27 protein-coding genes and 1 pseudogene are annotated in these 25,805 nt (G+C 61.6%); 12 read left to right on the top strand and 16 right to left on the bottom strand.

Annotated features, from left to right (window positions below):
* Together MF268_RS24510 and MF268_RS24505 are read left to right on the top strand one after the other, a co-directional pair.
* Positions 1–762: cyclase family protein (locus tag MF268_RS24510; protein WP_238373337.1), on the top strand; the 762-nt coding region annotated here is incomplete at its 5' end.
* Positions 763–773: 11 nt separating this feature from the next.
* Complete coding sequence (locus MF268_RS24505; protein WP_238373336.1) at positions 774–1,715, top strand: fumarylacetoacetate hydrolase family protein; 942 nt, start codon at positions 774–776, stop codon at positions 1,713–1,715.
* A 1,361-nt stretch (positions 1,716–3,076) separates the two neighbouring features.
* On the opposite strand, the gene MF268_RS24500 is transcribed toward MF268_RS24505, so the two are convergent.
* The 4 genes from MF268_RS24500 to MF268_RS24485 are packed head-to-tail and all read right to left on the bottom strand — an operon-like array spanning position 3,077 to position 10,452.
* A complete protein-coding gene (locus MF268_RS24500) occupies positions 3,077–4,885 on the bottom strand; it encodes an acetyl-CoA hydrolase/transferase C-terminal domain-containing protein (protein ID WP_238373335.1) in 1,809 nt (602 codons plus the stop codon).
* A complete protein-coding gene (locus MF268_RS24495; protein WP_238373334.1) occupies positions 4,878–6,935 on the bottom strand; it encodes a 3-hydroxyacyl-CoA dehydrogenase NAD-binding domain-containing protein in 2,058 nt (685 codons plus the stop codon). Before MF268_RS24495 ends, MF268_RS24500 begins: the two co-directional genes overlap by 8 nt.
* Positions 6,932–8,215: an acetyl-CoA C-acetyltransferase gene (locus tag MF268_RS24490; RefSeq protein WP_238373333.1), complete on the bottom strand. Its 1,284-nt coding sequence runs from the start codon at positions 8,213–8,215 to the stop codon at positions 6,932–6,934. Before MF268_RS24490 ends, MF268_RS24495 begins: the two co-directional genes overlap by 4 nt.
* Entirely contained in the window at positions 8,212–10,452 is a 2,241-nt protein-coding gene (locus MF268_RS24485; protein WP_238373332.1) for an acyl-CoA dehydrogenase, read from the bottom strand. Before MF268_RS24485 ends, MF268_RS24490 begins: the two co-directional genes overlap by 4 nt.
* 122 nt (positions 10,453–10,574) lie before the next feature.
* Here MF268_RS24485 and MF268_RS24480 point away from each other — a divergent pair, with 122 nt between their 5' ends.
* Positions 10,575–10,775 carry a hypothetical protein gene (locus tag MF268_RS24480; protein ID WP_088635674.1) on the top strand — a complete coding sequence of 67 codons (201 nt, stop codon included), beginning with the start codon at positions 10,575–10,577 and terminating at the stop codon, positions 10,773–10,775.
* A gap of 308 nt (positions 10,776–11,083) precedes the next feature.
* Here the strand turns inward: MF268_RS24480 and MF268_RS24475 are convergent, their stop codons facing one another.
* From MF268_RS24475 to MF268_RS24440, 8 genes are all read right to left on the bottom strand, one after another.
* On the bottom strand, positions 11,084–11,794 hold the full coding sequence (locus MF268_RS24475; RefSeq protein WP_238373331.1) for an IS6 family transposase: 711 nt from the start codon (positions 11,792–11,794) through the stop codon (positions 11,084–11,086).
* Complete coding sequence (locus MF268_RS24470) at positions 11,791–12,177, bottom strand: PACE efflux transporter (protein ID WP_238373330.1); 387 nt, start codon at positions 12,175–12,177, stop codon at positions 11,791–11,793. The genes MF268_RS24475 and MF268_RS24470 overlap by 4 nt, the downstream gene beginning before the upstream one ends.
* A 474-nt stretch (positions 12,178–12,651) precedes the next feature.
* Positions 12,652–13,245, bottom strand: coding sequence for a class I SAM-dependent methyltransferase (locus MF268_RS24465; RefSeq protein ID WP_238373329.1), 594 nt, complete (start codon positions 13,243–13,245; stop codon positions 12,652–12,654).
* 10 nt (positions 13,246–13,255) lie between these two features.
* Positions 13,256–13,411, bottom strand: a complete 156-nt coding sequence (locus MF268_RS24460) for a hypothetical protein (protein ID WP_238373328.1) — start codon at positions 13,409–13,411, stop codon at positions 13,256–13,258.
* Positions 13,411–14,442 (bottom strand): cytochrome d ubiquinol oxidase subunit II, encoded by a 1,032-nt coding sequence (cydB, locus tag MF268_RS24455; RefSeq protein ID WP_238373327.1) that lies wholly within the window; start codon positions 14,440–14,442, stop codon positions 13,411–13,413. Before cydB ends, MF268_RS24460 begins: the two co-directional genes overlap by 1 nt.
* 5 nt (positions 14,443–14,447) lie before the next feature.
* The gene (locus tag MF268_RS24450) at positions 14,448–15,896 is read right to left on the bottom strand and encodes a cytochrome ubiquinol oxidase subunit I (protein WP_238373326.1); all 1,449 of its coding nucleotides are present in this window, start codon (positions 15,894–15,896) and stop codon (positions 14,448–14,450) included.
* A gap of 56 nt (positions 15,897–15,952) precedes the next feature.
* Positions 15,953–16,384 (bottom strand): DsrE family protein, encoded by a 432-nt coding sequence (locus MF268_RS24445; RefSeq protein WP_238373325.1) that lies wholly within the window; start codon positions 16,382–16,384, stop codon positions 15,953–15,955.
* A gap of 33 nt (positions 16,385–16,417) precedes the next feature.
* Positions 16,418–17,050 carry a peroxiredoxin gene (locus tag MF268_RS24440; RefSeq protein WP_238373324.1) on the bottom strand — a complete coding sequence of 211 codons (633 nt, stop codon included), beginning with the start codon at positions 17,048–17,050 and terminating at the stop codon, positions 16,418–16,420.
* 120 nt (positions 17,051–17,170) lie between these two features.
* On the opposite strand from MF268_RS24440, the gene MF268_RS24435 reads away from it, so the two are divergent.
* The 9 genes and pseudogenes from MF268_RS24435 to MF268_RS24395 form a co-directional block, all read left to right on the top strand.
* Positions 17,171–17,641 carry an Rrf2 family transcriptional regulator gene (locus MF268_RS24435; protein ID WP_238373323.1) on the top strand — a complete coding sequence of 157 codons (471 nt, stop codon included), beginning with the start codon at positions 17,171–17,173 and terminating at the stop codon, positions 17,639–17,641.
* Positions 17,638–18,303 carry a Crp/Fnr family transcriptional regulator gene (locus MF268_RS24430; RefSeq protein WP_238373322.1) on the top strand — a complete coding sequence of 222 codons (666 nt, stop codon included), beginning with the start codon at positions 17,638–17,640 and terminating at the stop codon, positions 18,301–18,303. Before MF268_RS24435 ends, MF268_RS24430 begins: the two co-directional genes overlap by 4 nt.
* A 98-nt stretch (positions 18,304–18,401) precedes the next feature.
* A complete protein-coding gene (locus MF268_RS24425) occupies positions 18,402–18,617 on the top strand; it encodes a YgaP family membrane protein (RefSeq protein WP_238373321.1) in 216 nt (71 codons plus the stop codon).
* A 1-nt stretch (position 18,618) separates the two neighbouring features.
* Complete coding sequence (locus MF268_RS24420) at positions 18,619–19,050, top strand: YeeE/YedE family protein (RefSeq protein WP_238373320.1); 432 nt, start codon at positions 18,619–18,621, stop codon at positions 19,048–19,050.
* A 3-nt stretch (positions 19,051–19,053) separates the two neighbouring features.
* Positions 19,054–19,485, top strand: coding sequence for a DUF6691 family protein (locus tag MF268_RS24415; protein ID WP_238373319.1), 432 nt, complete (start codon positions 19,054–19,056; stop codon positions 19,483–19,485).
* Positions 19,486–19,514: 29 nt separating this feature from the next.
* The gene (locus tag MF268_RS24410; protein ID WP_238373318.1) at positions 19,515–20,396 is read left to right on the top strand and encodes an MBL fold metallo-hydrolase; all 882 of its coding nucleotides are present in this window, start codon (positions 19,515–19,517) and stop codon (positions 20,394–20,396) included.
* A 35-nt stretch (positions 20,397–20,431) separates the two neighbouring features.
* Positions 20,432–20,923: a bacterioferritin gene (locus tag MF268_RS24405; protein WP_147101616.1), complete on the top strand. Its 492-nt coding sequence runs from the start codon at positions 20,432–20,434 to the stop codon at positions 20,921–20,923.
* Positions 20,924–21,002: 79 nt separating this feature from the next.
* On the top strand, positions 21,003–22,682 hold the full coding sequence (locus tag MF268_RS24400) for a bifunctional protein tyrosine phosphatase family protein/NAD(P)/FAD-dependent oxidoreductase (protein ID WP_238373317.1): 1,680 nt from the start codon (positions 21,003–21,005) through the stop codon (positions 22,680–22,682).
* A gap of 93 nt (positions 22,683–22,775) precedes the next feature.
* Positions 22,776–23,804 (top strand): annotated as a pseudogene (locus tag MF268_RS24395) (SulP family inorganic anion transporter); the annotation flags it as partial.
* 285 nt (positions 23,805–24,089) lie between these two features.
* On the opposite strand, the gene MF268_RS24390 reads toward MF268_RS24395, so the two are convergent.
* From MF268_RS24390 to MF268_RS24375, 4 genes are read right to left on the bottom strand one after another with little or no spacing between them, the layout of a single operon-like run.
* The gene (locus tag MF268_RS24390; protein ID WP_238373316.1) at positions 24,090–24,464 is read right to left on the bottom strand and encodes a hypothetical protein; all 375 of its coding nucleotides are present in this window, start codon (positions 24,462–24,464) and stop codon (positions 24,090–24,092) included.
* On the bottom strand, positions 24,454–24,729 hold the full coding sequence (locus MF268_RS24385; RefSeq protein WP_238373315.1) for a VirB3 family type IV secretion system protein: 276 nt from the start codon (positions 24,727–24,729) through the stop codon (positions 24,454–24,456). The genes MF268_RS24390 and MF268_RS24385 overlap by 11 nt, the downstream gene beginning before the upstream one ends.
* A gap of 23 nt (positions 24,730–24,752) precedes the next feature.
* Positions 24,753–25,037: a TrbC/VirB2 family protein gene (locus MF268_RS24380; RefSeq protein ID WP_224557971.1), complete on the bottom strand. Its 285-nt coding sequence runs from the start codon at positions 25,035–25,037 to the stop codon at positions 24,753–24,755.
* Positions 25,034–25,615, bottom strand: a complete 582-nt coding sequence (locus MF268_RS24375) for a lytic transglycosylase domain-containing protein (protein ID WP_420485462.1) — start codon at positions 25,613–25,615, stop codon at positions 25,034–25,036. Before MF268_RS24375 ends, MF268_RS24380 begins: the two co-directional genes overlap by 4 nt.
* Between the last annotated feature and the right edge of the window lie 190 nt (positions 25,616–25,805).

Raw genomic sequence — 25,805 nt, 5'->3', positions numbered from 1 at the left:
ATCGACCTCGCTCGACCGCTTGAAAATACCGACTACGCCGATCCGCCGGGTCTTGGCCCCAAGATCGCCTATTTCGCCCATCAGGAAACCGCTGAGCAGATCCTGTCTTTCTTCCCAAGTGTTACACGCGACGGTCTGCCGGGCGGCGAGGGCTGGGCGGTGGAGCAAGTGACACTCTCGACCCATAACGGCACTCACCTGGATGCGCCTTACCACTATCATTCCACCATGGACGGCGGACAGCGGGCGATCACGATCGATGAGGTTCCGCTGGAATGGTGCATGGGCCGCGGTGTGAAGCTCGACTTTCGCGCGATGCCAGATGGCCACGTTGTTACCCCTGACGAGGTCGCCGCCGAATTCGACCGGATCGGCCATCAATTGGAACCGGGCGACATCGTGCTGGTGAATACCGCCGCCGCCGCCTGCTACGGCACCCCGCAATATGTGCCCTCTGGCTGCGGCATTGGTCGCGCTGCGACAAACTGGATGACCGAACGAGGCATGCGCGTCTGTGGCACTGACGCATGGAGCTGGGACGCGCCTTTCGTGCACACCGCGAAAAAGGTGGCAGAGACTGGCGATGCCTCCCTCATCTGGGAAGGCCACCGTGCCGGGATGGATCGGGCCTATTGCCATATCGAAAAGCTTGCCAACCTCGAGGAATTGCCCGCCACCGGGTTCGAGGTGCAGTGCTTTCCGGTCAAGATCAAAGGCGCCTCGGCGGGCTGGTGCCGCCCTGTTGCCATCATCCGCGACTGAAGGAGACCATTATGAAACTAGCAACATTCGACGGCGGGAAGGGCCCCCGCCTTGGCGCGCTGATGGATGACGGCGAAACGCTGGTCTGCCTGACCTCCACGGGGCAAGAGGCGCTTGCCTCCATGCAAGCGCTGATCGAAGGGGGGAAGGAAGGGCTTACCGCTGCACATGCCGCGTTGGATGAGGCGGCTGTGACTGTCCCGCTGGCCAAGGTTCGCCTGCTGGCGCCGCTTCCGCTGCCACCCCAGATCCGCGATGCCTCAACCGCGCCGCGCCATATCGTCAACGCGCCAGTTGGTATGCGTCGGCTCGCAGCCGTTCTTGCTGGCGAGCCCGATCCCGGCCCTTCCGAGGGCTCCGTGCCCGATATCTACAAGGCGCAGCCAATTTTCTACATCACCAACCGCTTCAGCGTGGCGGGACACGGCGACACCATCACATGGCCACTCTACTCTGACTATATGGATTATGAGCTTGAGGTCGCCGTGGTCATTGGCAAGCGGGGTCGCGACATTGCCGCCGCCGATGCGATGGATCACGTCTTCGGCTTTACCATCTTCAACGACTTCTCCGCTCGCGACACTCAGCTTCGCGAAATGCAAGGCATGCTTGGGCCAGCCAAGGGCAAAAGCTTCGACGCCGGGAACGTCTTTGGCCCCTGGATCGTGACCAAGGACGAGATCTCGGATTATCGCGAGATGCGATGCGTCGCCAGGATCAACGGCAAGGTCGTGACCGACAGCCTTCTCGGCGAAATGCTGCATGGTTTCGAGGACATGATTGCCTTCATTTCGAACGCCGAAACGCTGCATCCTGGAGAGATCATCGGCGGCGGCACTGTCGACGATGGATGCGGTCTGGAGCGTTTTGAGTTCCTCTCAAACGGGGATGTTGTGGAGCTCACTGTCGAAGGCATCGGCACTCTTAGCAATATCGTGGTGCGGAGGGAATAAGTGCTGTGTAGGACTGTTTCCGGCTCTCTCTTGTCAGAAACGGCGCAGGTAGAACACCGACCAATGGCCCTTCAGCGTTTGAGTCTTTCGTGGTGCTCCTAGCATCATTTCGTTCAATGGACCACCGAGTCTCAAACTGCCTGAACTTTTGCGAATTAATGTGTAATCCAAGGTATTGGCGCGCTGCTGCAAGTTTGCGAGGAACCTGCAGTGGCCCCAATGCCGGTTAGGCGGCATATTGATGAAGTCTTTGGATAGATTTCATCAAGATGTTCTGGCTCTGCCGCGTCGTTGGTAAACATAGCGTCGTTCTGGAAGAGACTCTCCGGTCCCGGCGGGACAACTGGGCCGCGAAACGTCTTTTGCGTAAGTTGATGAAACGCGCAGGATCTGTTCCAAAGCGGACCAATAGGGGCAAGCTCCGCTCAAAGGACGCGGCCTAGCCCATGTTCTTGTATAAACTGGATCGCTGGTCACGCAAGGGTCTCAACGATCGCGAAAGAAACAGCCATTCGCCGTTCGAAAATTGGAGTGGGTGATGCAAGGTCATTATTCACCCGGTGGCCTGCAACTCTTCGTGTCCAGCTATTCTATCACCCTCAATCCTTTCCATCTCGCCGCCACTTCGCCCTGAATACTCGCTGCCGTCGGATGGCAGCTCTCTGCGTTAGGAAAGCAATCGCCAGCATCACCCAAGGCCTTCATCAATGACGCTGACTGCCACCCCTTGATATCGCGACAACTTAAGTTACCGTTTTCACGCGCAGAAGTTGTGATGTGTCGGTTAAGGTGGTGATAAGGCAAACTTATTGGACATAGTGATGATCGATAGAGTGCGGCGGTTCATGTGCCATTTTCTGGAAGAAAGCGCCGCACTGAGGTAGTATCGAATCCTGACGTTTGTCCGGCATGATTACAATGGCTGCTGGATAATAATACCCCCGGTGGCCTACCGAGTCACTTTTCCACGGACAGAAAACCTTGATAATGTTGCGTTTTTGTCCGGCGCGGAACTTAACTACCCGCATCTTGTATCAAACAGGGATGAGGCCCACTATTCCTTGAGCGGGATCGTTTGGCGCTCCGCGCCGCAAAGCTTCGTGCCCGGCTTATCCGACGGTTGGAGAGCGAGGGGCAGTTGCGGGAAGTGGTGCTCCTCAGACGATGTAATCTCAAAGCTTTGCGGCCTCCGCACCACGCCTCGGATATGTCCTCTTTCATTCCTGCGGGCACAGAAGCTATCTTGCTTTTACTCGAAACTTTTTACCAACCGTTGCAACGTGGCTGTCGCTTTTCATCGTGACGGTGCTGAAAAGGTTAGAGAAAAGGGTTGCGTGAACTGCTTTGCCAAACAACGTACTTCATGAGGCACGGAGCGTAGCGCCGGTCAGGGCATAGGCCATCGCGCGGTCCTTCAATCCTTTTGGCTTGTTTAGCCCCAGCCTTGCCAGCAGCTCATCCGGTTTTTCTACAGTCATACCGCCGAGGATTAACTTCACCAGGGCCAAGGTGTCGCCTTGGGCATCAGACAACTGGCTGAGGACGGGGAGCAGGCGGCGTTCTATTGCGTCAAAATCCGTGCCAAATGGAAAGTCCGGTAGGTCGAATGGATGGAGCCATTCCCTGAGAGTGTCGGGCGTGTTGTGACGCGCGCTGTCGGGCAGTTGATACTCTCTTCCTATCTTGCCTGCTGATTTGGCCCGGTTGAGCAGATCATCCTGAAACCGGCTGTCCGTGATGGCCAGCATGCGGGCGACCGCGTCTTCGTCGCGCTGGCCGCGCAGATCGGCGATCCCGTATTCGGTCACGATGATGTCACGATAGGCGCGAGGCACGCTTTCATGCGGGTGCCCCCAGACAATGTTTGACACTGTTTTGCCCTTGCTTGTGCGGGTTGCGGGCAGCGTCAGGATGGAACGGGCGCCATCAAGGGCAAAGGCCTGTTCGATGAAGTTGAACTGGCCGCCGATCCCGCTGACCTCCTGCGCGGAGGAGGTGATATCGCTGACGGCGCCGCCGAGAAGCGTGACCTTCATTGCGGCATTGACGAAACGGGCATTGGTCCGGGCAGCGCGCTTGGCAGGCTCGTCGCCGTAGAGCTGATTGGTGAAACTCACCGGCATCATGCGGATTTTGTCACGCTGTGATGCGGGCAGGTATCGGAGGCGGTCGTAGAAATCCCGGCAGTCGACGAAGAACCCGGCATGAATCGCCGCGCCATCTACCTCGCGCCGGATGACGCCGTTTTCGAACAGGTGAAGGAGGCCGTCGACCAGCATTTCAGTGACGGCATAGAGGCCTGTGTCGAACGCGCCGTCTTCGTCGTAGCCCTCGTGGACGAAGGGATTGGCCGCATGGATTTTGCGGAAATTGCCGGATTGCCGCAGCAGCAGGGCGTTGGCAACGGCGTCACCAATCGCCCCGATGCCGATCTGAAGCGTGCCGCCGTCGCGCACCGTGCTGGCGACATGCAAGCCAATGGCGTGTTCTGCCTGACCGACGGGCCGTTTGACGACGGAAAATAGTTCAAAGTCCGGTCCGGCGTCGAGGCAGAGATCGACCTCGCCCTTCGGTAGGATCGCTTCCGGTCCCGACATGGCGGGCAGGTTGGTGTTGGTTTCGCCCACCACGATGAACTCGTGCCGCCCCTCACGCCGGGCACGCAGCAGGTCCGAGGAGATATCGGTGTTGCAGGACAGGCTGAAGTCCTCGCCGACAGGAGCCAGAAGTTGCATCAGAACGTTCGGTTTCCAAGCGGCAAGCACATCGTAGGCATGGGTGTAGTTCGACGCGATATAGCGCCGCTGCATCGTCGGCACGCCGATCCAGCGCCCCGCCAGCAGAAAGAATTCTGAGACTTCGATGTTCTGGGGCAGGGTCCCATCACGCATCAATGTCGCGTAGTCGAGTTGCGGGTATCGGCCGAACAGCCGGTCCGCGGCGGGCTCGAGGAAGCGGCGCGCCATGTCCTCGGACATGTCCGGCCGTTCGAGTGTCAGGGCCGTCAGGATCGACAGGCGTGTGTCCGGCCGGTTCGAAACGGCACGGGTGAGCGCGTTGACGAGAGTCACGGGCTTGCCCAAGCCAAGAGGCAAAGCCAGCCGGATGTCGCCCCCGGTCCGGTCGATGATCTCGGCGGCGATGCCGTCGGCTGTGAGCGGCTCAGCCAAGGGTGTCCCAACCGGGATCGGGATCGAACCGGGTCCCGTGTTTCTCGGCCAGCCGCCGCAGTGCGTCAGGGGCGTCTCCGCGCACCCTCGCGTAGTGTAGAGGGCCGCCGCGGAAAGGTGCCCAGCCGGTGCCGAAGATCATTGCCGCGTCGATGGTATCGGCGTCGGGCGCGACACCCTTGCGCAGAACTTCGACCGCGGCGTTGCACATGGGCAGGATCAGGCGGTCGATCACCTGCTGGTCGGGGTCGTCCGCCGGGTCCTTTGGCGGGTCTTCATTTTCGTAGTCGTAAAGACCCTTGCGGGCCTTCTTTCCAGTCTCGCCTTTTTCGACCTTCTCTTTCAGCCAATCGGGCGTGTCGGCAACCGGAGTGTCGAGGCCCTGACGAAGGGACCGCCCGACCTCAAGGCAGATATCCAGCCCGATCTGATCCGCCAGTGTGACCGGCCCGATGGGCATGCCGAAGGCCAGAGCAGCGCGGTCTATCGCAACCTTGTCGTGACCTTCGTCCAGTATCAGCATCGCCTCCATCATGTAAGGGGCAAGGACGCGGTTGACGAGAAAGCCGGGGTAATCGGTGACCCGCGCGGGAAGGCGGTCGATTTCTGTTGTGAAAGACGCTAGTCGGTCCAGTGTCTCCTGCGAGGCGAGGTCGTGAGAGACGATTTCGACCAGGGGCATACTGCTGACCGGGTTGAAGAAATGCAGGCCGGCGAAATGCGCCGGATCAGGGGCCGCGTCGATGAGGGAGGCGAGCGGCAGGCTGGAGGTGTTGGTTGCCAAGATCGCGCCGGGCTTCATCTCGTTGGTCAGTTCGGCGTAGATCCCCTCCTTGATCCCGATCTTCTCCGGCCCGGCCTCGATGATCAGGTCGGCGCGCGCACGTCCCAGACGGTCCGGATCGGGCATCAGCCGGTCCAGTGCGTCACGCGTGTCGATCCCGCTCAGATGCTTGCGTTCGTATATCCGGGCGGCGCGGCGGATCGTCTGACCGAGGGGGGCGAGTTCGATATCCTCGATCGTCACCCATTTGCCCTGCATGGCGGCCCAGGCGGCGATTTCCGAGCCCATTGCGCCGGCGCCAATGACATGAACATGGGCGATGCCATGCTCGCCCTTTCCGCTCGACTTCAACCTTTGTCGAAGAAAGAAGACGCGGATCAGGTTCTGCGCCGTAGTGCTATCCAGCAGCGTCGCGAAGGAGGCGATTTCGGCCTTCTGCATCTCGCTCGCATCGCCGCCGTGATCTTCCCAGAGGTCGATCAGGGCGAATGGCGCAGGGAAGTGCGCGCGCGGGGCCTTCTTTTGGCTCTCCGACCGCATCCGGGTTGCAGCCAGACCGCGCGCCGCACGCGTGCGCAGGGCTGAGGCGCGAAAGCTGCCCTCATGGTCCAGACCACCGGAGGCTGCCGCCGCGATGGCTGCATCGACATGCCGCTCTGGCACCAGTGCGTCAATGATACCAAGCTTTTTTGCCTTGCTATCATGGGCGCTACGGCCGGTGAGCATCATCTGCATCGCCTCGACCGGGTCGATCAGGTTGGTCAGCCGGAACGTGCCGCCGAGGCCGGGATGCAGGCCAAGCTGGATTTCCGGAAAGCCCAGCTTGACGCCCTCGACTCCGATCCGGTGATCGCAGGCGAGGGTCAGCTCAAAAGCGCCGCCAAGCGTCGTGCCATCCACCACGGCGACCGTCGGGAAGGGTAGGGCGGCCAGCTTTTCGAGCACGGCGTGACCTTGGCGCAGCATCGCCACCGCGTCTTCCCTGCTCAGATCGGAAAAGCCGTCGATGTCCGCGCCAGCCCCGAACCCGCCGGGCTTGGCGGATCGGATCGCCAGAACCTCCGGCTGAGCCTGCTTTGCCTCGTCCAGCAGGGTGTCGAGTTCCCTCAGCACCGCTTCGGAGATGACATTGGTTCCCGTCCCGGCGCAGTCGAGCCAGAGTGTCCGGGTGCCGTCATTCTCTTCCAGTCGCCAGTTCTGCGCCGCGGGTGCTTTCGGGGCTTCGGTCGTGTCATCGGGGGTGATTTTGTCAAAAACGTCGGTCATGCGGCCTCCAGCAGCATCGCGCCGCCCAAACCGCCGCCGATGCATTCCGTTGCGATCCCGCGCTTTGCGCCGCGGTGTATCAGGGCATTGGCCAAGTGCAGGACGATCCGGTTGCCGCTGGTCCCGACCGGATGGCCGAGGCTGATCGCACCCCCATCGACGTTCAGATGCCCCCGGTCGATCCGACCAAAGGCGGCATCGTAGCCCAGCACTTCGCGGCAGAAATCATCGTCCTGCCAGGCGGCAATGCAGGCCAGAACCTGCGCCGCGAAAGCCTCGTTGATCTCCCACAGGTCGATGTCGTCGCAGGCCAGGCCGTGGCGCTGTGCCAGGGGCGTGGCGGCAAGAACCGGACCCAGCCCCATGATGCCGGGATCGAGCGCGGCCCACTGGCTGTCGACGATTTTCGCAATCGGCTCAAGCCCATGCGCTTCGACCGCCGTTTCCGAGGCGAGGATCACCCAGGACGCGCCATCTGTGATCTGGCTGGAATTGCCGGGGGTGACCTTGCCATAGGGTTTCTCAAACGCCGGGTCGAGTTTTGCCAGCTTGTCGACGGAGGAGTCCGGGCGCACGCCGTCGTCGTGCTCGTGCGCCTCTCCGTCGCGGTCGAAGACCGGAAGCACCTCGCCCTTCAGCCGCCCCTCGGACTGGGCGGCGGCGAGGCGTTTGTGGCTTTCGACGGCATAGGTATCGGCGGTCACCCGGTCGATGCCAAAACGATGCGCCAGCACTTCGGCCGTCTGACCCATATTGAGCGAGGTGATCGGGTCGGTCAGCCCACGCTCCAGTCCGATGACAGGCGAGAAGAAGTCGGGGCGGAATTCGGCAAGGGCCCTGGCCTTGTCAATCGGCCCTTTCGCTCGGGCCATCTGGCCGAACCATTCGGTGGCGTCCCGGCTGTAGACCAATGGGGCATGGCTTAGCGCTTCGGTGCCACCGGCGAGGATCATCTCGTGGCTGCCGTCGCGAATGTAGCGAAAGGCGGTATCGATGCTCTGCATGCCCGATCCACAATTGATCTGCACAGTGAAGGCGACTTGATGTTCACCCATACCGAGACGCAGTGCGGCGACACGGGCGGGGTTCATCTCATCCTGGATCACGTTCACGCAGCCAAGGATCACGAGGTCGAAGGCGGTCGCCGCAAAGGGCTGACGCATCAGCAGAGGCCGTCCGGCCTGAACGGCCAGATCGACCGGGGTGAACGGGCCGGGCTTGCCGCGTGCCTTCAGGAACGGGGTGCGGGCGCCATCGACGAGGTAGACAGGGCGGCTCATTCTGCGGCCTCCGGCCACTTGGTCTCGCGAGGCATTTCGGGAAAGAGGCGCGCCAGCTCGTCGGGCGCGTACTCGTCCACGGCCAAGACTCTCTGTACGGCGGTCTGTAGCTCTTCGAGCTGTTCGAACTCCGCAATTGACAGGATTCCGGCCTCCAGCCCTTCGCGCGGCGATTTGCGGGCGGTGCGTAGCCGTTTCGTGATCGGTTCAGCTTCCAGCACCAGCTTGAAGGCCCTGTCGAGCAGGCCAAGGCCGCTGTTCTGGTCAGGTGTGTGGAATCCGCTGACCAGTCGATCACGCGACGCATTGGGCTCGTAGACAAGCTTGGCGACTTTCTCTGTTACCTCGTCAGATGGCCCACGCGCATGCGATCCGGGTCGCAGGATCGGGCGCAGCAGCCAACCGACCCATTTCGCGGGCATGTTGGCGATGGTTTCGTCCAGCGCCCGACCGATGCGGGCAAAGCCTGTCTCGGCAGCGTGGTGCACGAGCGGCAGGTCTTGTTCGTTCCGGCCTTCGTCTTCCCAACGTTTCAGGGTGGCTGAAATCAGGTACATTTCTGAGAGGGCATCGCCGAGGCGGGCGGAGATCATCTCTTTCCGCTTAAGGGCTCCGCCGAGGGTCAGGAAGGCGATGTCGGCGGTAACGGCGAAGGCGGCGGACCAGCGGTCCAGTCGGCGATAGATCGGCGCGACTTTGCCGGCATCCGAGGGCGCATCGCCGCGGCCGGTCCAAGCGGACCAGCCCGCGCGTAAGGTCGTGCGGACTGAGTGGTTCACATGGGCCCAGAAATGCTTGTCGAAGGCATCGAGCGATTTCTCTTCGTCCGGCTCCTGAAGCGCCTGCATCTCGTCCAGCAGGTGCGGATGCGCGCGGATAGCGCCCTGACCGAAGATGATCAGGTTCCGTGTCACGATGTTGGCTCCTTCGACGGTGATTCCGATCGGGATGGTCCGGTAGATCGGTTGCAGGTAGTTCAGCGGACCGTCGATAACGGCTTTGCCGGAATGCACGTCCATTGCGTCGTTGATTGCGTCGCGCATCCGGTTGGTCGCATGGTACTTCATGATCGCAGAAATCACGGCCAACTTGTGCCCTTCGTCCAGCGCGGCCGTCGTCAGCCGTCGTCCGGCGTCGATGACATAGGCGCTCGACGCGATGCGGGCGAGTGGCTCTTGCACGCCACCGAAGAGGCCGATCGGCAAGTTGAACTGCGTGCGGATGCGGGAATAGGCGCCGGTCGTATGGGCGGCCAGCGCCGTTGCCGCGGCGGACAGGGAGGGCAGGGAAATGCCCCGTCCGGCGGCCAGCGCGCTCATCAGCATCATCCAGCCCCGTCCGGCGTAGTCCGGTCCGCCAATGATGTGGTCAAGCGGGATGAACACGTCCTTGCCGGTCGTCGGCCCGTTCTGAAACATGGTGCCCGAGGGAAGGTGGCGTCGCCCGACCTCGACCCCCGGCAGATCGGTCGGGACAAGGGCGCAGGTGATGCCGATGTCCTCAGTCTCTCCCAGCAGGCCGTCTGGGTCGCGCAGCTTGAAGGCAAGGCCGAGGACCGTGCAGACCGGGGACAGCGTGATGTAACGCTTGGCCCAGTTCAGGCGCATGCCGAGCACCTCTTCACCGTTCCACTGGCCTTTGCAGATGACACCATCGTCGGTCATGGCCGAAGCGTCAGAGCCAGCATCTTCGCTGGTCAAACCGAAGGCCGGCAATTCTTTGCCGGTGGCCAGACGGGGCAGCCAATCCTGCTTCTGGTCGTCGGTGCCGAACTGGAGAATAAGTTCGCCCGGGCCGAGGGAATTGGGCACCATGACGGTGACGGCGGCTACGAGGGAGTGGCTGGCGATGTAGCGCACGACCTCGGAATGGGCGTAGGCCGAAAAGCCCAAGCCCCCATGTTCCTTGGGGATGATCATACCAAAAAAGCCGTTTTCGCGCAGAAAGTTCCAGGCGTCGGTCGGAAGATCGCCAGTGTGGTGGTCTATTTCCCAAGGGTCGATCATGTCGCAGAAGGCCTTGCAGGGACCTTCAATGAATGCGGCTTCTTGTTCGGTCAAATTCGGCGCCTTCATGTTGCGAAGCATTGTCCAGTCCGGCTTGCCGGAGAACAGTTCGGCTTCGAAGTGGACGTCGCCAGAATTGATCGCTTCCGCCTCAGTGGCGGACAGAGTGGGAAGGGCTTTCTTTGCCCACTTATAGATAGGATGGGTGAGGTAGCGTTTCCGGAATGACATTTGCGATCCTCCTATGATGTGAACTCACTCGCTTCGGAGGTGGTTCCTGCGAATCAGGAATGCTTCGGAACCCTGCCCGGGACGTGTCCGTTGGCTTTCCGTACTTCTGATGGAGGAAAATCATGAAACATGGTTGGAGACTGATATTCATTCCGCTTTGGGTCCTGTGCATCGCGGGTGCGGCAGTAACAGTGTTTCTGGCGCTCGGATGGGTCGGCTGGAAAGCTTTTGCGGTGGCCGTGGTCATAGGTGCAGTGACCGGTATTCCGGCGGGGCTATGGAATACACACAAGGTTCGTCGCGACGACCCTGCATGGTCTTGATACTCGTCGAGACATCCCTCACCCGCGCTCACGGTTTGACCAAAGGCGTGTGCAAAAAAGCGTTTCGGATTGATGTCCGTTAATTCCCGTATCGTGCGCTCAAATCGGTGAGCGAGGCTTGCGGCAAAGGTGTTAGAAGCGCGGGAATTTTGAGTACCGCTCATGTTCTCGTATGATGGCTGTACTTGATGGTGAGCAATGCGCTCGCGCTGCTCGCCCGGATGAACCTTGCAGACGTACTTTCCAAAAGTTCATACGGGATTGCCAACTTATTCTGCAGTGATCAAAGAAGCCCCGTCCGGCTTTTATCACGTTGTCATTTCGAGGGCATAGCTCCGCCACAGATCAAAGGCATCGGCTCTGGCGTGGCGGTATGAAGTGGTGGAAAGGCGATATCGGCGGGGGCGAAAGATTGTGTTGATCTGGTCGTGGGCGGAAAGGAAGCGTTGCGCCTGCTTTGGCGACTTGAACCGGCCCATGAGCTTCTCTCGCTTTCGGGTCGGTCGGTGCGAACCTTCGATTCGATTATTGAGGCCCTTGTTGGCGCGATGATCGGCGTCCGGTGCTAGCTGCCGGATCGGCTTGATATAGCTGCGCAATTTGTCTGTGATGATAACGCGGGGTCGGCCAAATCGGGCGATTAACTGTTTCAGAAACCGCTTAGCCGCTCTGGCGTTTCGCCGTGGTTGCACCAGAATATCGACAACGTCGCCGTTGGAATCCACGGCGCGCCACAACCAAATCTTCACGCCGTTGATTGGCACAACGACTTCGTCCAAATGCCATTTATCTGCCGCAGCTGGCCGGCCACGCTTGATACAATGTGCGAAATGCCGACCAAACCGGTTCACCCATTTGCGCACGGTTTCCCGACTGACGGTTACACCCCGCTCAGCAAGAAGGTCTTCCACGTCGGCAGTGCTCAACACAAAACGGTGATAGGCCCATACCGCGTAGGCGATGATCTGACGAGGGAAACGGTAGCCTTTCAGGCGCGGCATATCGGTCGGTGCATTCATAGCGGATCGCTAGACCCCTTTAGGAGTGCCAGCAAGTTGGCAATCTCGGCAAACGAGACCTCCATCAACAGCGCAGCAACCAGAGAGACATCGAGCCACCACGCGAAGAGCGGCAGGAGCAGCATCAGGAGCGTGGCCTCGAAGAGCACGGCATGGACGACCCGCAGCGGCAGCGTCTTGCGCACATCCCTTCGTAGTCGATGAAGCGCGTGATCGAACCCGAGGTTGAAGAGGTAGTTCCAGCCCGTCGCAGCCGTGGCGCCTAGCACGACCAGCACGCCCATCGGGTGGTCAAAGGCCCAGGCGAAAAGCGGCGTGACGATCAAGATGCCGATGAGCTCGAAGCTGATGGCCTGGCGAATACGGTCTCCGGTGCTGCGCATGGGTTGGCTCCGATTGTAGTTCGGGCCGTCCCGCGTGCTGGCCGTCTGGCCGGGCGAGGTCGTCCTCGCTTGCCCTGATGATGTGTTCCGGATGCCGGTTTTTGAAGCGGCTCCTACGCCGCAGGACGCTCCTTCGCCCCATGAAGGAGGAGCCCCATGATGTCGGGACGGGTTCATGCTCGGCACGGCGAAGTCCCGGGCGGAGCCCAGACCGACCGCAGCGTCGGCGTTTTTGTTCGCAAGCGCGGCATAGCATTGCTCGTCGAGGACGGCCCACACCTGCCGTTGATTGGTCGGCCCGTCGCTGCGGTGCGGCTACTCCGAACCGGTCATCGATGGCATCGTGCAGCATGGTCTGGCAGGCCAATGTCGCTCAAGCGGACAGAGCGTGAGTTCGCTGCGGTATAAATGAACGGCCGCTTTTACCGCTTGGCTATACGCATCTGGAACATCGGTTAGAAACACGCCCGCGAGTCAGCGCTTCACCGCAACGAGATCGATCAGCGCCGACATCCCGGCATGCCCCTTCCCTTCCTCGATCTCGCAGTCGTAGGCAGCGAGGTGCAGGATCCGCATGTCGCCAAACCCTTCTCGCAGCATTTCCTCGGTGTACATGTTTTCCGCGTGGGGGGGCCCGCCGGTGCCGTAGGTGATCTGCTCGGGGCGATAGCCGTGCAGCATCAGCATGCCGCCCGGCTTGAGGGTCCGCTTTATGCCCTCGAAGATGCGCGCGCGCATCGGCGGCGGCGCGAACTGGATGAAGACCGCGACGACGGCGTCGTAAGCATTTGGCGCCCAGTCCCAGCCATCGACGTTCGAGACCTCGAAACGGACCGGAACATCACGTCCCTTGGCGAGTGCCCGCGCCTTCTTGACTGCGACGTGGGAGGCGTCGAACGCCATGACGTCGAAGCCGCGCGCGGCGAGGAAGACCGAATTCCGGCCCTCACCGTCCGCCACGGCGAGGACGCGGCCCCGCTCCGGCAGATGCACCGCCTGGTCCACCAAGAAGCGGGCGGGCTCCGTTCCGAAGAGGTAGCCCGGCGCGGCGTAGCGTTCGTCCCACATTGTCAGCCCCTCATCCCAGGCCCAGCCACAGGCGGATGCCGTAGGCGACCGCGACCAGGGTCGCCACGGAGGCGATCCACAGGACGCCGAACCACATCAGCCGGGTTGTGAGGCGCCGGGGCGCCTCGTGTTCGGTCCGATGCTCGAAACGGTTCAGCTGCCGCATCAGTGATACCCCGCTTCAGGATCGACCTTCCCCCGGAATACCCAGTAAGCATAGGCCGTGTAGGCAAGGATGATCGGGATCAGGATGCCCGCACCGATGATCATGAATAGTTGAGCTCTGTACGGGGCGGCCGCTTCCCAAAGCGTGACTTCGGTTGGCACGATGTAGGGGAACATGCAGATTCCGAGGCCCACGAAGCACAGCCCGAACATCGCCAAGGCGAGCAGGAAGGGCCAGTAGTCGTGACGATGCACGTGAAGAGCCCGGAACATCAGGAATGCGAGGGCAAGAACTGCAACTCCCACCAGCCCGGCAAGCAAGATTCGGGTGCCAGCGAACCAGCGCACGAAGTATCCTTCCTGCAGGAACGGAGTCCATAGACTGACCACGCCGATGAATGCCACTGTAGCGACTCCCAGTATCCAGGCGCGGCTGCGCATCCGATCCTGAAGCTCGCCATCGGTCTTCATGACGAGCCAAGTCGCTCCGAGGAGCATGTAACCAACCATGACGGCCAACCCGACCGTCACCGAGAAAGGCGTTAGCCAGTCCCACCAGCCGCCCGCATAGGCGCGAGCGGCCTTGTCGATAGTTATGCCCTGGAGAAGCCCGCCAAGTGCGATGCCTTGGCTGAGCGCAGCCACCGCGGAGCCGCCGATGAAGGCAACGTCCCAGACACCGCGCCAACGCTCGGTGCGCCAGCGAAACTCAAAAGCGACTCCCCGGAAGATAAGGGCCAGCAGCATGGCGATAATTGGTGCATAGAGCGCTGGTAAGATCAGCGCGTAGGCCAGTGGGAACGCCGCGAAGAGACCTCCGCCCCCAAGAACGAGCCAGGTCTCGTTCCCGTCCCAGACGGGGGCGACCGAGTTCATCATCACGTCGCGATGGCGCCGCTCGGGTTCTACGGCAAAAAGCATGCCCAGACCGAGGTCGAACCCGTCGAGGACCACGTAGATGAGCACGGCGAGGGCGATCAGGAAGCCCCAGACAAAGGTGAGGTCGAATACGACCCCTTCTGCGATCGGCATTGCCCTCACTCCCCCGGATGGGCGGCGTCCGGGCGCCGCATGGTTTCCTCGATGGCCGGCGTGATGCCGGCCGTGCGAGTTGGTCCCTTTGTGACGTCCTTGAGACGCGGTTCGTCGAAGACCGGCGGGCGGCTCATCAAACGCATGATGTAGAAGGTGCCTGCGCCGAAGACGGCGAAGTAGACCACGATGAAGGCGACAAGCGAGGTGCCGACGGCAGCTGCGTCGAGCGGTGCCGCGCTCTCGGCCGTGCGCAGCATCCCGTAGACCGTATAGGGCTGGCGTCCGACCTCGGTGGTAATCCATCCGGCCAGAACCGCGATCAGCCCAGAGGGCGCCATCGCTAGAGCGGCGCGGTGCAGCCAAGGCGCCTCGAAGAGACGACCTCGCCAGCGCGCCCAGAGCGACCACGCCCCGATGCCCAGCATGGCGAAGCCCAGGGCGACCATGACACGGAAGGACCAGAAGACGATGCCCACGGGTGGCTGCTCGTCGTCGGGGATCGTGTCGAGCCCAGCCAGCGGCGCGTTGAGATTGTGCAAGAGGATCAACGACGACAGCCTCGGGATGCCGACCGCGTAGTCGAGGGTTTGCGTTTCGTCATTGGGGATCCCGAACAGGTAGAGCGGCGCGCCCTCCGGATGACTCTCGTAGTGGCCTTCCATGGCCATGACCTTGGCAGGCTGGTGTTCCAGCGTGTTGATTCCGTGGAGATCCCCGAGGAAAATCTGGATCGGCGCCACGATGGCTGCCATCCACATCGCCATGGAGAACATTGTTCTCGTGGCTTCGGACGCCACCTCGCCCCGCCTCCGGCGACGCAACAGGTGGAAAGCCGCCACGCCACCCACGATGAATGCCGTTGTCAGATAGGCGGCCGTCACCGTGTGCATGAGGCGATAGGGGAACGAGGGATTGAAGATGATTTCCCAGAAGTTTTCCGGCAGGAATTGGCCCGTGTCTGGATCGATGGAGAAGCCCGCGGGCGTGTGCATCCACGAGTTCACGGACAGGATCCAAAATGCCGAGAAGACCGTGCCGAGCGCAACAATCGCCGTCGCGGCCATGTGCAGCTTCGGACCCACCTTCTCGCGCCCGAAGAGCATGATGCCGAGAAACCCGGCTTCAAGGAAGAATGCGCTCAGCACCTCATAGGCCATGGGCGCGCCGATCACAGGTCCGGCCCGGTCAGAGAAGACTGCCCAATTGGTGCCGAACTGGTAGGACATCACGATGCCCGACACGACGCCCATGGCGAAGGCCAGTGCGAAGATCTTCACCCAGTAGCGGAAGAGATCTAGATACTTGTGGTGCTTCGTCCAGAGCCACAGCCCGTTGAGCACCGCGAGGTAGCTCGCGAGGCCGATGGTGAAGGCCGGAAAGAGAAAGTGGAAGCTCACCGTGAAGGCGAACTGAATGCGGGCCAAGAGGACTGCGTCGAAGGAGGCGAGCATGAGGTGGTCTCCGGGGTGCGGTAGGACGGGCGGCGTGGCCGACCGCTGGGCGCGGCTTAGAAGGACAAGATGCGCGCGTTCGGCGTCAGCAGGCGCGCGGCCATTGCGGCCGGGTCAGCGGGGCTAATCCCGTCGAGCAAGACCTCGGGGCCTGCGCCCTGGTTCGGCAAGTAGATTGCGCAGACCTCGACCTGGGTGCCGGTATCCATGATCTGCTGCATCAGTCCCTGGGGGCTCATGCCACGCGGTTCCTGCGGGGCGGTAGCCGAAGGGGGCGCGTCCCTCAAGGCCAGGTCGCCGGCCGGGCCGCAGAGCAGGATGTGCGCCTCGGCACCTTGCTGAACCGCCTGCATGGTCAGAACCATACCCATCAGCTGGGTTTGCGCGTCCTCTGAGGCGAGGACCGTCACCAATTCTGGCGCTTCCTGCGCCTGAGCGCTCCCGGCGAGTCCAAAAACGGCCAGCGCCGCCAATGCGATACGTCTCATATCGTCTCTCTCCTCTTCATCCGTCAACAATAATCAGTCTTGAACAAGCGTGGTCCGCAGGTAGGGGCGGTGTGTCGTCCAACCCTGCGGGAACAGACCCTTCGCCGCAACGTCGTCGATCGAGGGCGGGATGATGACCTCGTCGCCGGGTCGCCAGTCGGCAGGCGTGGCAATCTGGTGCCTGTCGCCCGCCTGCAGGGCATCGACTGCGCGCAGAATTTCATCGAAGTTGCGCCCGACGCTCATCGGATAGGTCATCGTCAGGCGCAACTTCTTCTTGTTGTCGATGATGAAGACCGAGCGTACGGCAGCCGTTTCGGACTGGGCGGGATGGATCATGTCGTAGAGGCGCGCGATCTTCAGGTCGGGATCAGCGACGATCGGAAACCGCAGCGTCGTGTTCTGGGTATCGTTCACGTCGTCGATCCACTTCAGATGCTCGTCGACGGAGTCGGTGCTGAGCCCGATCGGTTTGACGCCACGCTTGTCGAATTCTGCGCTGAGCTGCGAGGTCCGGCCCATCTCGGTGGTGCAAACCGGGGTGAAGTCGCCCGGATGGCTAAAAAAGAAGGCCCAGTCGTCGCCGATCCAGTCATGGAAAGAGATGGGGCCGGTCGTCGTGTCAGCGGTGAAGTCCGGGACGACGTCTCCGAGAAGCAGAGGCATGGTGTTTCCTTTCAATGAGTTTGGCCACCAATTACCGTGGAGCGGGCGCGGGCTCAGTGACATTGTCACCCAGCCTGCAAAAAGTTATACACCAAGTAGAACTTTCACCGGGAGACATCGATGAAGCTCACGGCATATACGAACTACGCGCTCCGATCGCTTCAGCTTGCCGCGCTCAGGTCACCCGAACTTGTCCGCGTGGATGACGTGGTCAGGGTGCATGGGCTGGCCCGACCGCATATAGTGAAGATCGTGCACGAACTGGGACAGGCTGGACTTGTGGAAACAAGGCGGGGAAGAGGCGGCGGATTCAGGCTGGCACGTCCTGCGGAGGAAATCGTCGTGGGGAATGTCATCCGGCTGACCGAAGGACCGCTCGATGTGGTCGAATGCTTCAACCCTGAAAAAAACACCTGTCCGTTGATCGGCATCTGCAAGCTATCGCGGGCACTGAGCGAGGCGACGAAGGCATTCATGGCGGTGCTCGACGACCTGACGCTCGCGGAAATTGCGTCGAACAAGAGCGAGCTGTTGTCCCGCATCACGCCAATAGAAGAGGGCATCGTTTGGCCATCGCGGAGGGCGCGATGAGCACTGGAGACTGGACCGAACGGTTTCAGGGGACCAGAGCCCTACCGCGCGGTGTGCGGGATCGGCTGCTAAAGGTGGCGCAGATCCGCAATTATCCCAAAGGCCAGGAAGTATTCGGTCCGCGCAACATTCCCGACAGCCTGTTGTTCCTGCTGGAGGGGACGATCCGCGTCTCGCAGACTTCCGAGAACGGACGTGACATCGTACTATACCGCGTCGATGCGGGCGAAAGCTGCGTCCTGACTACGGCCTGCATGCTGGCGGAAGAGGCTTACAACGCTGAGGGTCTGGCGGAGTCCGAGATCAGCGTCGTCGTCCTTCCGAGGCCTGCCTTCGACGCCCTCGTTGCCGATGAAGCGGCCTTTCGCAATTTCGTGTTCGCAGCCTATTCGCGGCGGCTGATCGACCTTCTGCGCGTTGTGGACGATGTCGCGTTCGGCCGGATCGACGTTCGGCTCGCCGAGCGCCTCCTCGCCCTGGTAGGCGGCGACAGGGAGATCGCGGCGACCCATGCGCAGATCGCAACCGAACTGGGAACGGCGCGAGAAGTCATCTCGCGCGTGCTGCACGATTTCCAGAAGCGCGGCTTCATCGCCCAATCGCGCGGACGAATCGAGCTCACCAACAAGCCGGCCCTGCGGGAGCTTGCCGACAGCGCATAGCTGATCGCCGAAGAAAAATCATCGCTGGGTGACAATATCACTGAAGCGGTGCCGCCAAACTTATAAGTCATGGTCAACTTTCAAGTCCGGAGGACGCCATGACGACCAATGTCGGAACCCTCGACCGTATCCTGCGCGCCGCGCTGGGGCTGGTCCTGCTCTATCTCGCCTTCTTCAGCGGTCTGCAGCTCTTCGCCGAGCCTCTGTTCAAATATGGTGCGGCCGTCGTCGGCGTCGTCATGCTCGCGACGTCGCTGATGAAGATGTGCCCGCTCTATTCCATGCTCGGCCTCAAGACCTGCCGGGACTGCTGAGATGGAGACTGTGTTCACTCCGATCACATCGTTCGGCGGCGGTCTGCTGATCGGCCTTGGCGCGGTCCTTCTGATGCTCGGGCTCGGCCGGATCTTCGGCGCAACCGGCGTCCTGTCGGGCGCGATCTTTGCGGAGAGCCGGGAAGAGATGACCTGGCGGCTCGCGCTGATCGCCGGAATGGTCGTCGCACCCGTGCTCATCTTCGCGGTGACCGGCACGATGCCGGTCCTGACGGTTCCGGTCAGCCCGGCGATGATCGCCGTAGGCGGCGTCATCGTGGGGCTCGGCGCCAGCCTCGGCTCCGGCTGCACGTCGGGACACGGGGTCTGCGGATTGTCGCGTCTGTCGGTCCGGTCGCTGGTCGCCGTGCCCACCTTCATGGCAACGGCCGCGATCACAGTCTTTCTCATCCGCCATGTTTTCGGAGGCTGATCAATGAAGCTTGTCTTTGCACTTTTCACGGGTGTCGTCTTTGGCACCGGCATCGCCCTCTCGGGCATGATGGACCCGGCCAAGGTCCTGAACTTCTTCGACCTCGCGGGCAGTTGGGACGCGAGCTTGGCCTTCGTCATGGGCGGAGCGCTGCTCGTGGCGGCGATCGGCTACCGACTGGCATGGCGGCGCAATGCTCCGCTCTTCGGCGGTCGTTTCCAGGTTCCCACCGGAACCGACATCGACATGAAGCTCGTCGGTGGGTCGGCCTTGTTCGGCATCGGCTGGGGCATCGCCGGCTTCTGCCCGGGCGCGGCCATTCCGGCCCTCGGAACCGGGCGCTGGGAAGTTGCCCTGTTCCTGGCCGCAGTCATCGTCGGTTTCTGGCTGCGCCGCGTCTTCGCGTCGCTGGGGCAACCGCGCGTCGCATCCTGAGGCACCGCACCATTCAAGGAGAGAAAACCATGACATACCCCGTGGACATGACCATCAAACCCGAGGTCCAGGCCTTCTTCGACGAGGCCACGAACACGATCAGCTATATCGTCAAGGACCCGTCCTCGTCGGCCTGCGCTATCGTCGATAGCGTCATGGACATCGACTACGCCGCCGGGCGGATAACCTACGACCATGCGGACGAACTGATCCGGCAGGTGCAGTCGCAGGGGCTGAAGCTGGAGTGGATCATCGAGACCCACGTCCACGCCGATCACCTTTCAGCCGCTCCCTATATCCAGCAGAAGCTTGGTGGAAAAATCGGTATCGGCGCGAAGATCATGGTCGTGCAGGAGACCTTTGGAAAGGTCTTCAACGAAGGCACCGAGTTCCAGCGCGACGGCAGCCAGTTCGACCGCCTGTTCGACGACGGCAACACCTACATGGTCGGAAACATGCCCGCCTTCGCCATGTACACGCCCGGTCACACGCCCGCCTGTATGGTACACGTCATGGGGAATGCGGCCTTCGTGGGTGACACTCTGTTCATGCCCGATGGCGGGTCGGCGCGTGCCGATTTCCCGGGCGGAGATGCGGCGACACTCTACGACTCGATCCAGAAAGTCCTGGCCCTGCCGGACGAGATGCGGCTGTTCATGTGCCACGACTACGGGCCGAACGGGCGCGACATCCAGTGGGAGACCAAGGTGGGTGACGAGAAGGCGCACAACATCCATGTCGGCGATGGCAAGACAAAGGAGGATTTCGTCAAGTTCCGCAACGAACGCGACGCGACCCTCGCCATGCCCAAGCTGATCATCCCGTCGCTGCAGGTGAATATGCGCGCAGGCGAGGTGCCGACCGACAAGGATGGCAATCCGATGCTCAAGGTGCCCCTGAACGGTCTTTGAGAGATACTGCGCTTACACATCGAAAGGAGAAGACAATGTCGAACAACGCAACGGTGGAGAACCTGAACAAGGCGCTTCAAATGGAAATGAGCGCCGCGCATCAGTATCAATTGCACGCGCATGTCCTCGACGATTGGGGCCTCAATTTGCTGGCAGACAAGATGCGTGAGGAACAGGCAGAGGAAATCGGACACTCCGACCTGTTCATCGAGCGCATCATGTTCCTGAAAGGAACGCCCGAGATTGCTTTCGCAAAATCGCCCAAGCGCGCGGAAACCCTGCCGGATATGTTCAAGGCCGACCTTGCCGATGAAGAGGAGGCCATTGAATTCTATCTCAGCGCGGCCCGACAAGCCTATGAGGCCAACGATGTCGGATCGCGCATGCTCTTCGAAAGGATCGCCATGGATGAAGAAGGCCATAAGGCCTGGTTGGAGCTGCAACTGGAGTTGATCGAACGCATCGGCGACCGGGCGTACAGCGCGAAAATGGTGTCAATCATTCAAGACGAAGACCCATCCACTTGAAGCGGTCATCGGGGCCTATGGCGGCGCATCGGCGCTGCTGTGTGATCCCTGATTGAAACCAATAGGGAGGAATACGCCGATGGAACTGAAAAAGATTTCGCCGAAAGCTACGGTGTCCCCGCAGATCGCAGCCATGGACATGGCCGCGATCAAGGCTGCAGGCTATCGTGCGATCATCTGCAATCGCCCCGATGGGGAAGGCGCTGACCAGCCAAGCTTCGAAGAGATCGAGGCCGCTGCCAAGGCCGAGGGAATCGAGACGCGCTACGTCCCGGTCGAGTCGGGGATGGTGACCGATCAGGACGTTGCTGCCTTCGGCCAGGCGCTGGCAGAGGTGCAACGCCCGGTCCTGACCTACTGCCGGACCGGCACACGCTCGGCGACACTCTGGTCGCTGCACGAGGCGAAAAGGCGACCCGTCTCCGAGATCCTCGCCATGACGAAGGCGGCAGGCTATGACATGAACGGTGTCGCGCGCCGCGTCGCCAACGGCGGCAAGACCCCGACCGATACCGGCGATGCGCACTACAAAGTGGTCATCGTCGGCGCGGGTGCCGGCGGCATCGCAGTCGCGGCAAGCCTCAAGTCGCGCAAGCCCGGCCTCGAGATCGCGATCATCGATCCCGCCGAAATTCACTATTACCAGCCCGGCTGGACGATGGTCGGCGGCGGCATATTCGAGGCACAGGAAACCGCCAAGACAATGGGCAGCCTGATCCCGAAAGGGGTCAAGTGGATCAAGGCCGCGGTCGCGGCCTTCGAGCCGCAGAACAACGCGATCATCCTCGATGGTTGCCGTGTCGTGAAATACGATCGTCTCGTCGTCTGTCCCGGTCTCAAGCTCGACTGGGGCAAGGTCGAAGGCCTTGTCGATACGCTCGGCCGAAACGGGGTGACCTCGAACTATCGCTACGACCTGGCGCCCTACACCTGGCAACTGGTGCAGGAGATGCGCGGCGGCACCGCGCTCTTCACCCAGCCGCCGATGCCAATCAAATGCGCCGGCGCGCCGCAGAAGGCGATGTATCTCTCGGCCGACCACTGGCATCGGTCCGGTCGTCTCAAGGACATCGACATCCACTTCTGCAACGCGGGCGGCGTGCTCTTTGGCGTGAAGGACTACGTGCCGGCACTGATGGAATACGTGAAGAAGTACGACGCGACGCTGGACTTCTTCCACAATCTCGTGGCGGTCGACGGGCCGGCGAAGACGGCCACCTTCGAGGTCAAGGAGGCCGAGAGGGAGCCCCGCCGCGTCGAGTTGGCGTTCGACATGATGCATGTCTGCCCGCCGCAGACAGCGCCGGACTTCATTCGCGTCTCGCCGCTGGCCGATCCGGCGGGCTGGGTCGACGTTGACCAGGCGACGCTGCGCCACAAGAGCTTCGACAACATCTGGGCGCTTGGCGACGTGATGAACGCACCCAATGCCAAGACTGCGGCAGCGGCGCGGAAACAGGCGCCGACCGTTGCCGAGAACATCGTCGCCGACATCGCCGGACACTCGGCCGTGGCGCAATACGACGGCTATGGCTCGTGCCCGCTGACGGTCGAGCGCGGCAAGATCGTGCTCGCGGAGTTTGGGTACGGAGGGGCGGTGAAGCCGAGTTTCCCGTCCTTCGTGATCGACGGAACGAAGCCAAGCCGCGCCGCGTGGTTCCTCAAGGAAAAGATGCTGCCGCCGATCTACTGGCAGGCGATGCTCCGGGGCCGCGAATGGATGGCAAAGCCCGAAAAGCTCGAGACCGCGGCCAAATAACTGAACGGCGCGCCGGCATCTCCTCCCGCCCACCGCGCGTTCGCGAGCGGGGCGCACAGGTTGCGCCCCGTTCCCCAATCCTGAGAGAACTCGATGAAGCTACGATTTGCCCGTTATCTGCCGGTCCTTACATGGGGCCGACAGTATGATCGATCCGCGCTGACGAACGATCTCGTCGCGGCGGTGATCGTGACGATCATGCTGATCCCGCAGTCGCTCGCCTATGCGCTTCTGGCAGGCTTGCCGCCAGAGGCGGGAATCTACGCCTCGATCGCACCGATCCTCCTCTACGCGGTCTTCGGCACCTCACGCGCGCTCGCGGTTGGGCCTGTGGCAGTGGTCTCGCTTCTGACAGCCTCCGCCGTCGGTCAGGTCGCCGAGCAGGGCACGGCGGGCTATGCCGTCGCCGCGCTGACGCTTGCGGGGCTTTCCGGGGGCTTCCTGTTGCTGCTCGGCGTCTTCCGCTTGGGGTTTCTGGCCAATTTCCTCAGCCACCCGGTGATCGCGGGATTCATCACCGCGTCCGGCATCCTGATCGCGACGAGTCAGCTCAAGCATATCCTCGGGATCGAGGCGGGCGGCCATACGCTGATCGAGATGGTCGGCGCGCTTCTGTCACATCTGGGGCAGATCAACCCGATAACGGTGGTCATAGGCGTCACGGCGACGGCATTTCTTTTCTGGGTGCGCAAGGGACTGAAGCCGCTCCTGCGCAGGATGGGCGCAGGTCCGCTTCTGGCCGACATCGTCACCAAGGCTGGCCCCGTGGCGGCGGTCGTGGTGACGACGCTCGCGGTATGGGTCCTTGATCTTGAAGGCCGAGGCGTCTCCATCGTCGGCGAGGTGCCGCAGGCCCTGCCGCCGCTGACCCTTCCGGGTTTCGCGCCCGACCTGATCCGTCAACTGGCGATCCCGGCAATCCTGATCTCCATCATCGGCTTCGTGGAATCCATTTCCGTCGCGCAGACGCTCGCCGCCAAGAAACGCCAGCGCATCGACCCGAACCAGGAACTCATCGGCCTCGGCGCCGCCAACCTCGGTGCGGCCTTCACCGGCGGCTATCCTGTCACCGGTGGCTTCGCGCGTTCGGTCGTGCTCTCTCAGACGCCGGTAGAGCGACCATGTGTGACTTTTCGCCAAGCCGAGTTCCCAAGCGGCGTCCCCGATAGCAGCGCTGATCGGCCCGCCCCTCTTCTCAAGTTCTAGGATCGGCCGAAGAACCGCTGCACGATGTTTCGCAATACGCTCGCTGGCCACGTAAATCCCCCGCCCCAACAGGCCGACACTCATCCACAGTTCCGACCGTACGGCAATTAAGGGTACAGTATGGCAATTAACGGTACAATATGAAAATTAAAGGTACAAACCGCCATTGATTTCACGGGGCAATTTCAGGCCGGATTCTGATTAATTAGGGTACAGTGACAGCCACGCCGCGTCTACCGCATTTGCAAAAGGCATACCGTCAGGCGCAGCAAGGTCCGCGACATCCGGGCGTGATACCTTGCTGATGTGGAAACCGAAACGCTCGCCCAACTGACTGACGATCCGGGCAAAGCCTTCACTGATCTCATCGATCCGGGTGTCATCGCTGGTGAAGCTATCGATCCCGCCGAGCGTGACCGACGCCATCAGATCACCTTGGCGCGTCAGGATGACATTGTCTCGCACCGCAGCGATGTAGGGTAGGTGCCGCCCAAGACGCTCGGCTTTCAAGACCTTGTCCCCAAGTGCATCCCGAACAGCGTTGCTTGCAATCAACCCCCGAAACTCACGCGACATAGAGATCGCCTCCATCGCGGGATCGCACACTCGTTCGCGGTGTGCGCGACATCACCACGTTCAAAATCTGAAACAGATTTGGATTGCGGTCTGCGACCAGCCAAAGCGGTGGGTAGCCCGCGAGGAACACCAGCAGGAACCGCATGTCGTCAACCAGAATGAAAGGGATCACGGATGCGAAGACCAGCGCCACAAAATATCCGATCGGGAGACCGAATATCCGTGGCGGCTTGGTCAGCCCCAGAAAGAGTGGTGTGTCGCGCATGGAGGTCTCTGCGGTCGGTCAGATCAAGGAGCCGCAAAGCCGTCGATGATGGTCTCGGCCGAAAAGATCAGCACCACGCCGACAAACACGGCGACGAAGATCGGCCAGTTGAGGCGCCCGAAAAACATCATGACACCGGATCCCACGAGAGCGAGCACACCGAGGCCACGACCGATCGGACCCGTCACCGCGTCGATGATGTTGTCGATCATGTCAGAGACCGGGCTAAGGTCCTGTGCGAGCGCCGGGGCTGCGGCCAACATCAGCAACGCGGCCAATGCCGCCGGGGTATAGTCAATGCGTTTCATGTCTGGTCTCCGATGGATTTGGCATAGACGGTCATGACCTTGCGGACATGGCCTTGGGTTTCGCGGTAGGGGGGAATGCCGCCATGGCGCGCCACGGCTTCGGGGCCGGCATTATAGGCCGCGAGCGCAAGCTGCGGCGTGCCGAAACGATCAAGTTGTGTCAGCAAGTAGCGGGCGGATCCATGCAGGTTTTGCTCAGGATCATGCGGATCGACGCCAAGCACGCGTGCAGTGTCCGGCATCAACTGCCCAAGCCCGATTGCGCCGACATGCGACTGCGCGCTTGGATCAAATGCGCTTTCAATAGCGATGTTGGCGCGAAAAAATGCGAGCCAGTCGCGAGAGGACATCCCGGCCCTCCGCAGGGCCGGGTGGTCCGCGTAGACCGACCCTACATCAAGGATCATAGTCTCGATCGCAGGGCGGCCCGATGGGATCCGAGGCGGAGAAAGGCGTGGTGAATCAAGAGGGACGACCTCAGAGCGTGCGACAACGTCGTTTTGCTCGGGTTGGGGTCTTGCAAAGTCGAGAACGCTACTGGTTAGTCGACCAACACGGTCTGGAGCATCGAGATCGATAACGGATTGTGCATAAGTGGAAGGGCTTGAAAGCCCCCAGAGAACGAGGCTAGCCGTTGGTAGGATGCCTTGTCGTCTCAAACTCCCACGTGCCTCTCTCACCTTCTCGGAGGGGGCAGCTGAATACCTTTGCGTCGAGCTCCAGGCAGAAGCTCATGAGCCCTGCTGCGGTCTTGAAGACGCGTGGTTT

This window comes from Heliomarina baculiformis (assembly GCF_019966545.1).
GTDB classification, from domain to species: Bacteria; Pseudomonadota; Alphaproteobacteria; order Rhodobacterales; family Rhodobacteraceae; genus Heliomarina; species Heliomarina baculiformis.
This window is presented reverse-complemented; position numbering and strand designations above follow the sequence as displayed.

Coding starts and splice junctions, on each gene's coding strand:
- MF268_RS24485 (WP_238373332.1), bottom strand. CDS start 10,452: ATGTCATTCCGGAAACGCTACCTCACCCATCCTATCTATAAGTGGGCA.
- MF268_RS24430 (WP_238373322.1), top strand. CDS start 17,638: ATGAGCACTGGAGACTGGACCGAACGGTTTCAGGGGACCAGAGCCCTA.
- MF268_RS24475 (WP_238373331.1), bottom strand. CDS start 11,794: ATGAATGCACCGACCGATATGCCGCGCCTGAAAGGCTACCGTTTCCCT.
- MF268_RS24420 (WP_238373320.1), top strand. CDS start 18,619: ATGGAGACTGTGTTCACTCCGATCACATCGTTCGGCGGCGGTCTGCTG.
- MF268_RS24425 (WP_238373321.1), top strand. CDS start 18,402: ATGACGACCAATGTCGGAACCCTCGACCGTATCCTGCGCGCCGCGCTG.
- MF268_RS24440 (WP_238373324.1), bottom strand. CDS start 17,050: ATGCCTCTGCTTCTCGGAGACGTCGTCCCGGACTTCACCGCTGACACG.
- MF268_RS24445 (WP_238373325.1), bottom strand. CDS start 16,384: ATGAGACGTATCGCATTGGCGGCGCTGGCCGTTTTTGGACTCGCCGGG.
- MF268_RS24495 (WP_238373334.1), bottom strand. CDS start 6,935: ATGACCGACGTTTTTGACAAAATCACCCCCGATGACACGACCGAAGCC.
- MF268_RS24460 (WP_238373328.1), bottom strand. CDS start 13,411: ATGCGGCAGCTGAACCGTTTCGAGCATCGGACCGAACACGAGGCGCCC.
- MF268_RS24415 (WP_238373319.1), top strand. CDS start 19,054: ATGAAGCTTGTCTTTGCACTTTTCACGGGTGTCGTCTTTGGCACCGGC.
- MF268_RS24405 (WP_147101616.1), top strand. CDS start 20,432: ATGTCGAACAACGCAACGGTGGAGAACCTGAACAAGGCGCTTCAAATG.
- MF268_RS24400 (WP_238373317.1), top strand. CDS start 21,003: ATGGAACTGAAAAAGATTTCGCCGAAAGCTACGGTGTCCCCGCAGATC.
- MF268_RS24385 (WP_238373315.1), bottom strand. CDS start 24,729: ATGCGCGACACACCACTCTTTCTGGGGCTGACCAAGCCGCCACGGATA.
- MF268_RS24480 (WP_088635674.1), top strand. CDS start 10,575: ATGAAACATGGTTGGAGACTGATATTCATTCCGCTTTGGGTCCTGTGC.
- MF268_RS24410 (WP_238373318.1), top strand. CDS start 19,515: ATGACATACCCCGTGGACATGACCATCAAACCCGAGGTCCAGGCCTTC.
- MF268_RS24490 (WP_238373333.1), bottom strand. CDS start 8,215: ATGAGCCGCCCTGTCTACCTCGTCGATGGCGCCCGCACCCCGTTCCTG.
- MF268_RS24390 (WP_238373316.1), bottom strand. CDS start 24,464: ATGTCGCGTGAGTTTCGGGGGTTGATTGCAAGCAACGCTGTTCGGGAT.
- MF268_RS24465 (WP_238373329.1), bottom strand. CDS start 13,245: ATGTGGGACGAACGCTACGCCGCGCCGGGCTACCTCTTCGGAACGGAG.
- cydB (WP_238373327.1), bottom strand. CDS start 14,442: ATGCCGATCGCAGAAGGGGTCGTATTCGACCTCACCTTTGTCTGGGGC.
- MF268_RS24380 (WP_224557971.1), bottom strand. CDS start 25,037: ATGAAACGCATTGACTATACCCCGGCGGCATTGGCCGCGTTGCTGATG.
- MF268_RS24435 (WP_238373323.1), top strand. CDS start 17,171: ATGAAGCTCACGGCATATACGAACTACGCGCTCCGATCGCTTCAGCTT.
- MF268_RS24505 (WP_238373336.1), top strand. CDS start 774: ATGAAACTAGCAACATTCGACGGCGGGAAGGGCCCCCGCCTTGGCGCG.
- MF268_RS24450 (WP_238373326.1), bottom strand. CDS start 15,896: ATGCTCGCCTCCTTCGACGCAGTCCTCTTGGCCCGCATTCAGTTCGCC.
- MF268_RS24470 (WP_238373330.1), bottom strand. CDS start 12,177: ATGCGCAGCACCGGAGACCGTATTCGCCAGGCCATCAGCTTCGAGCTC.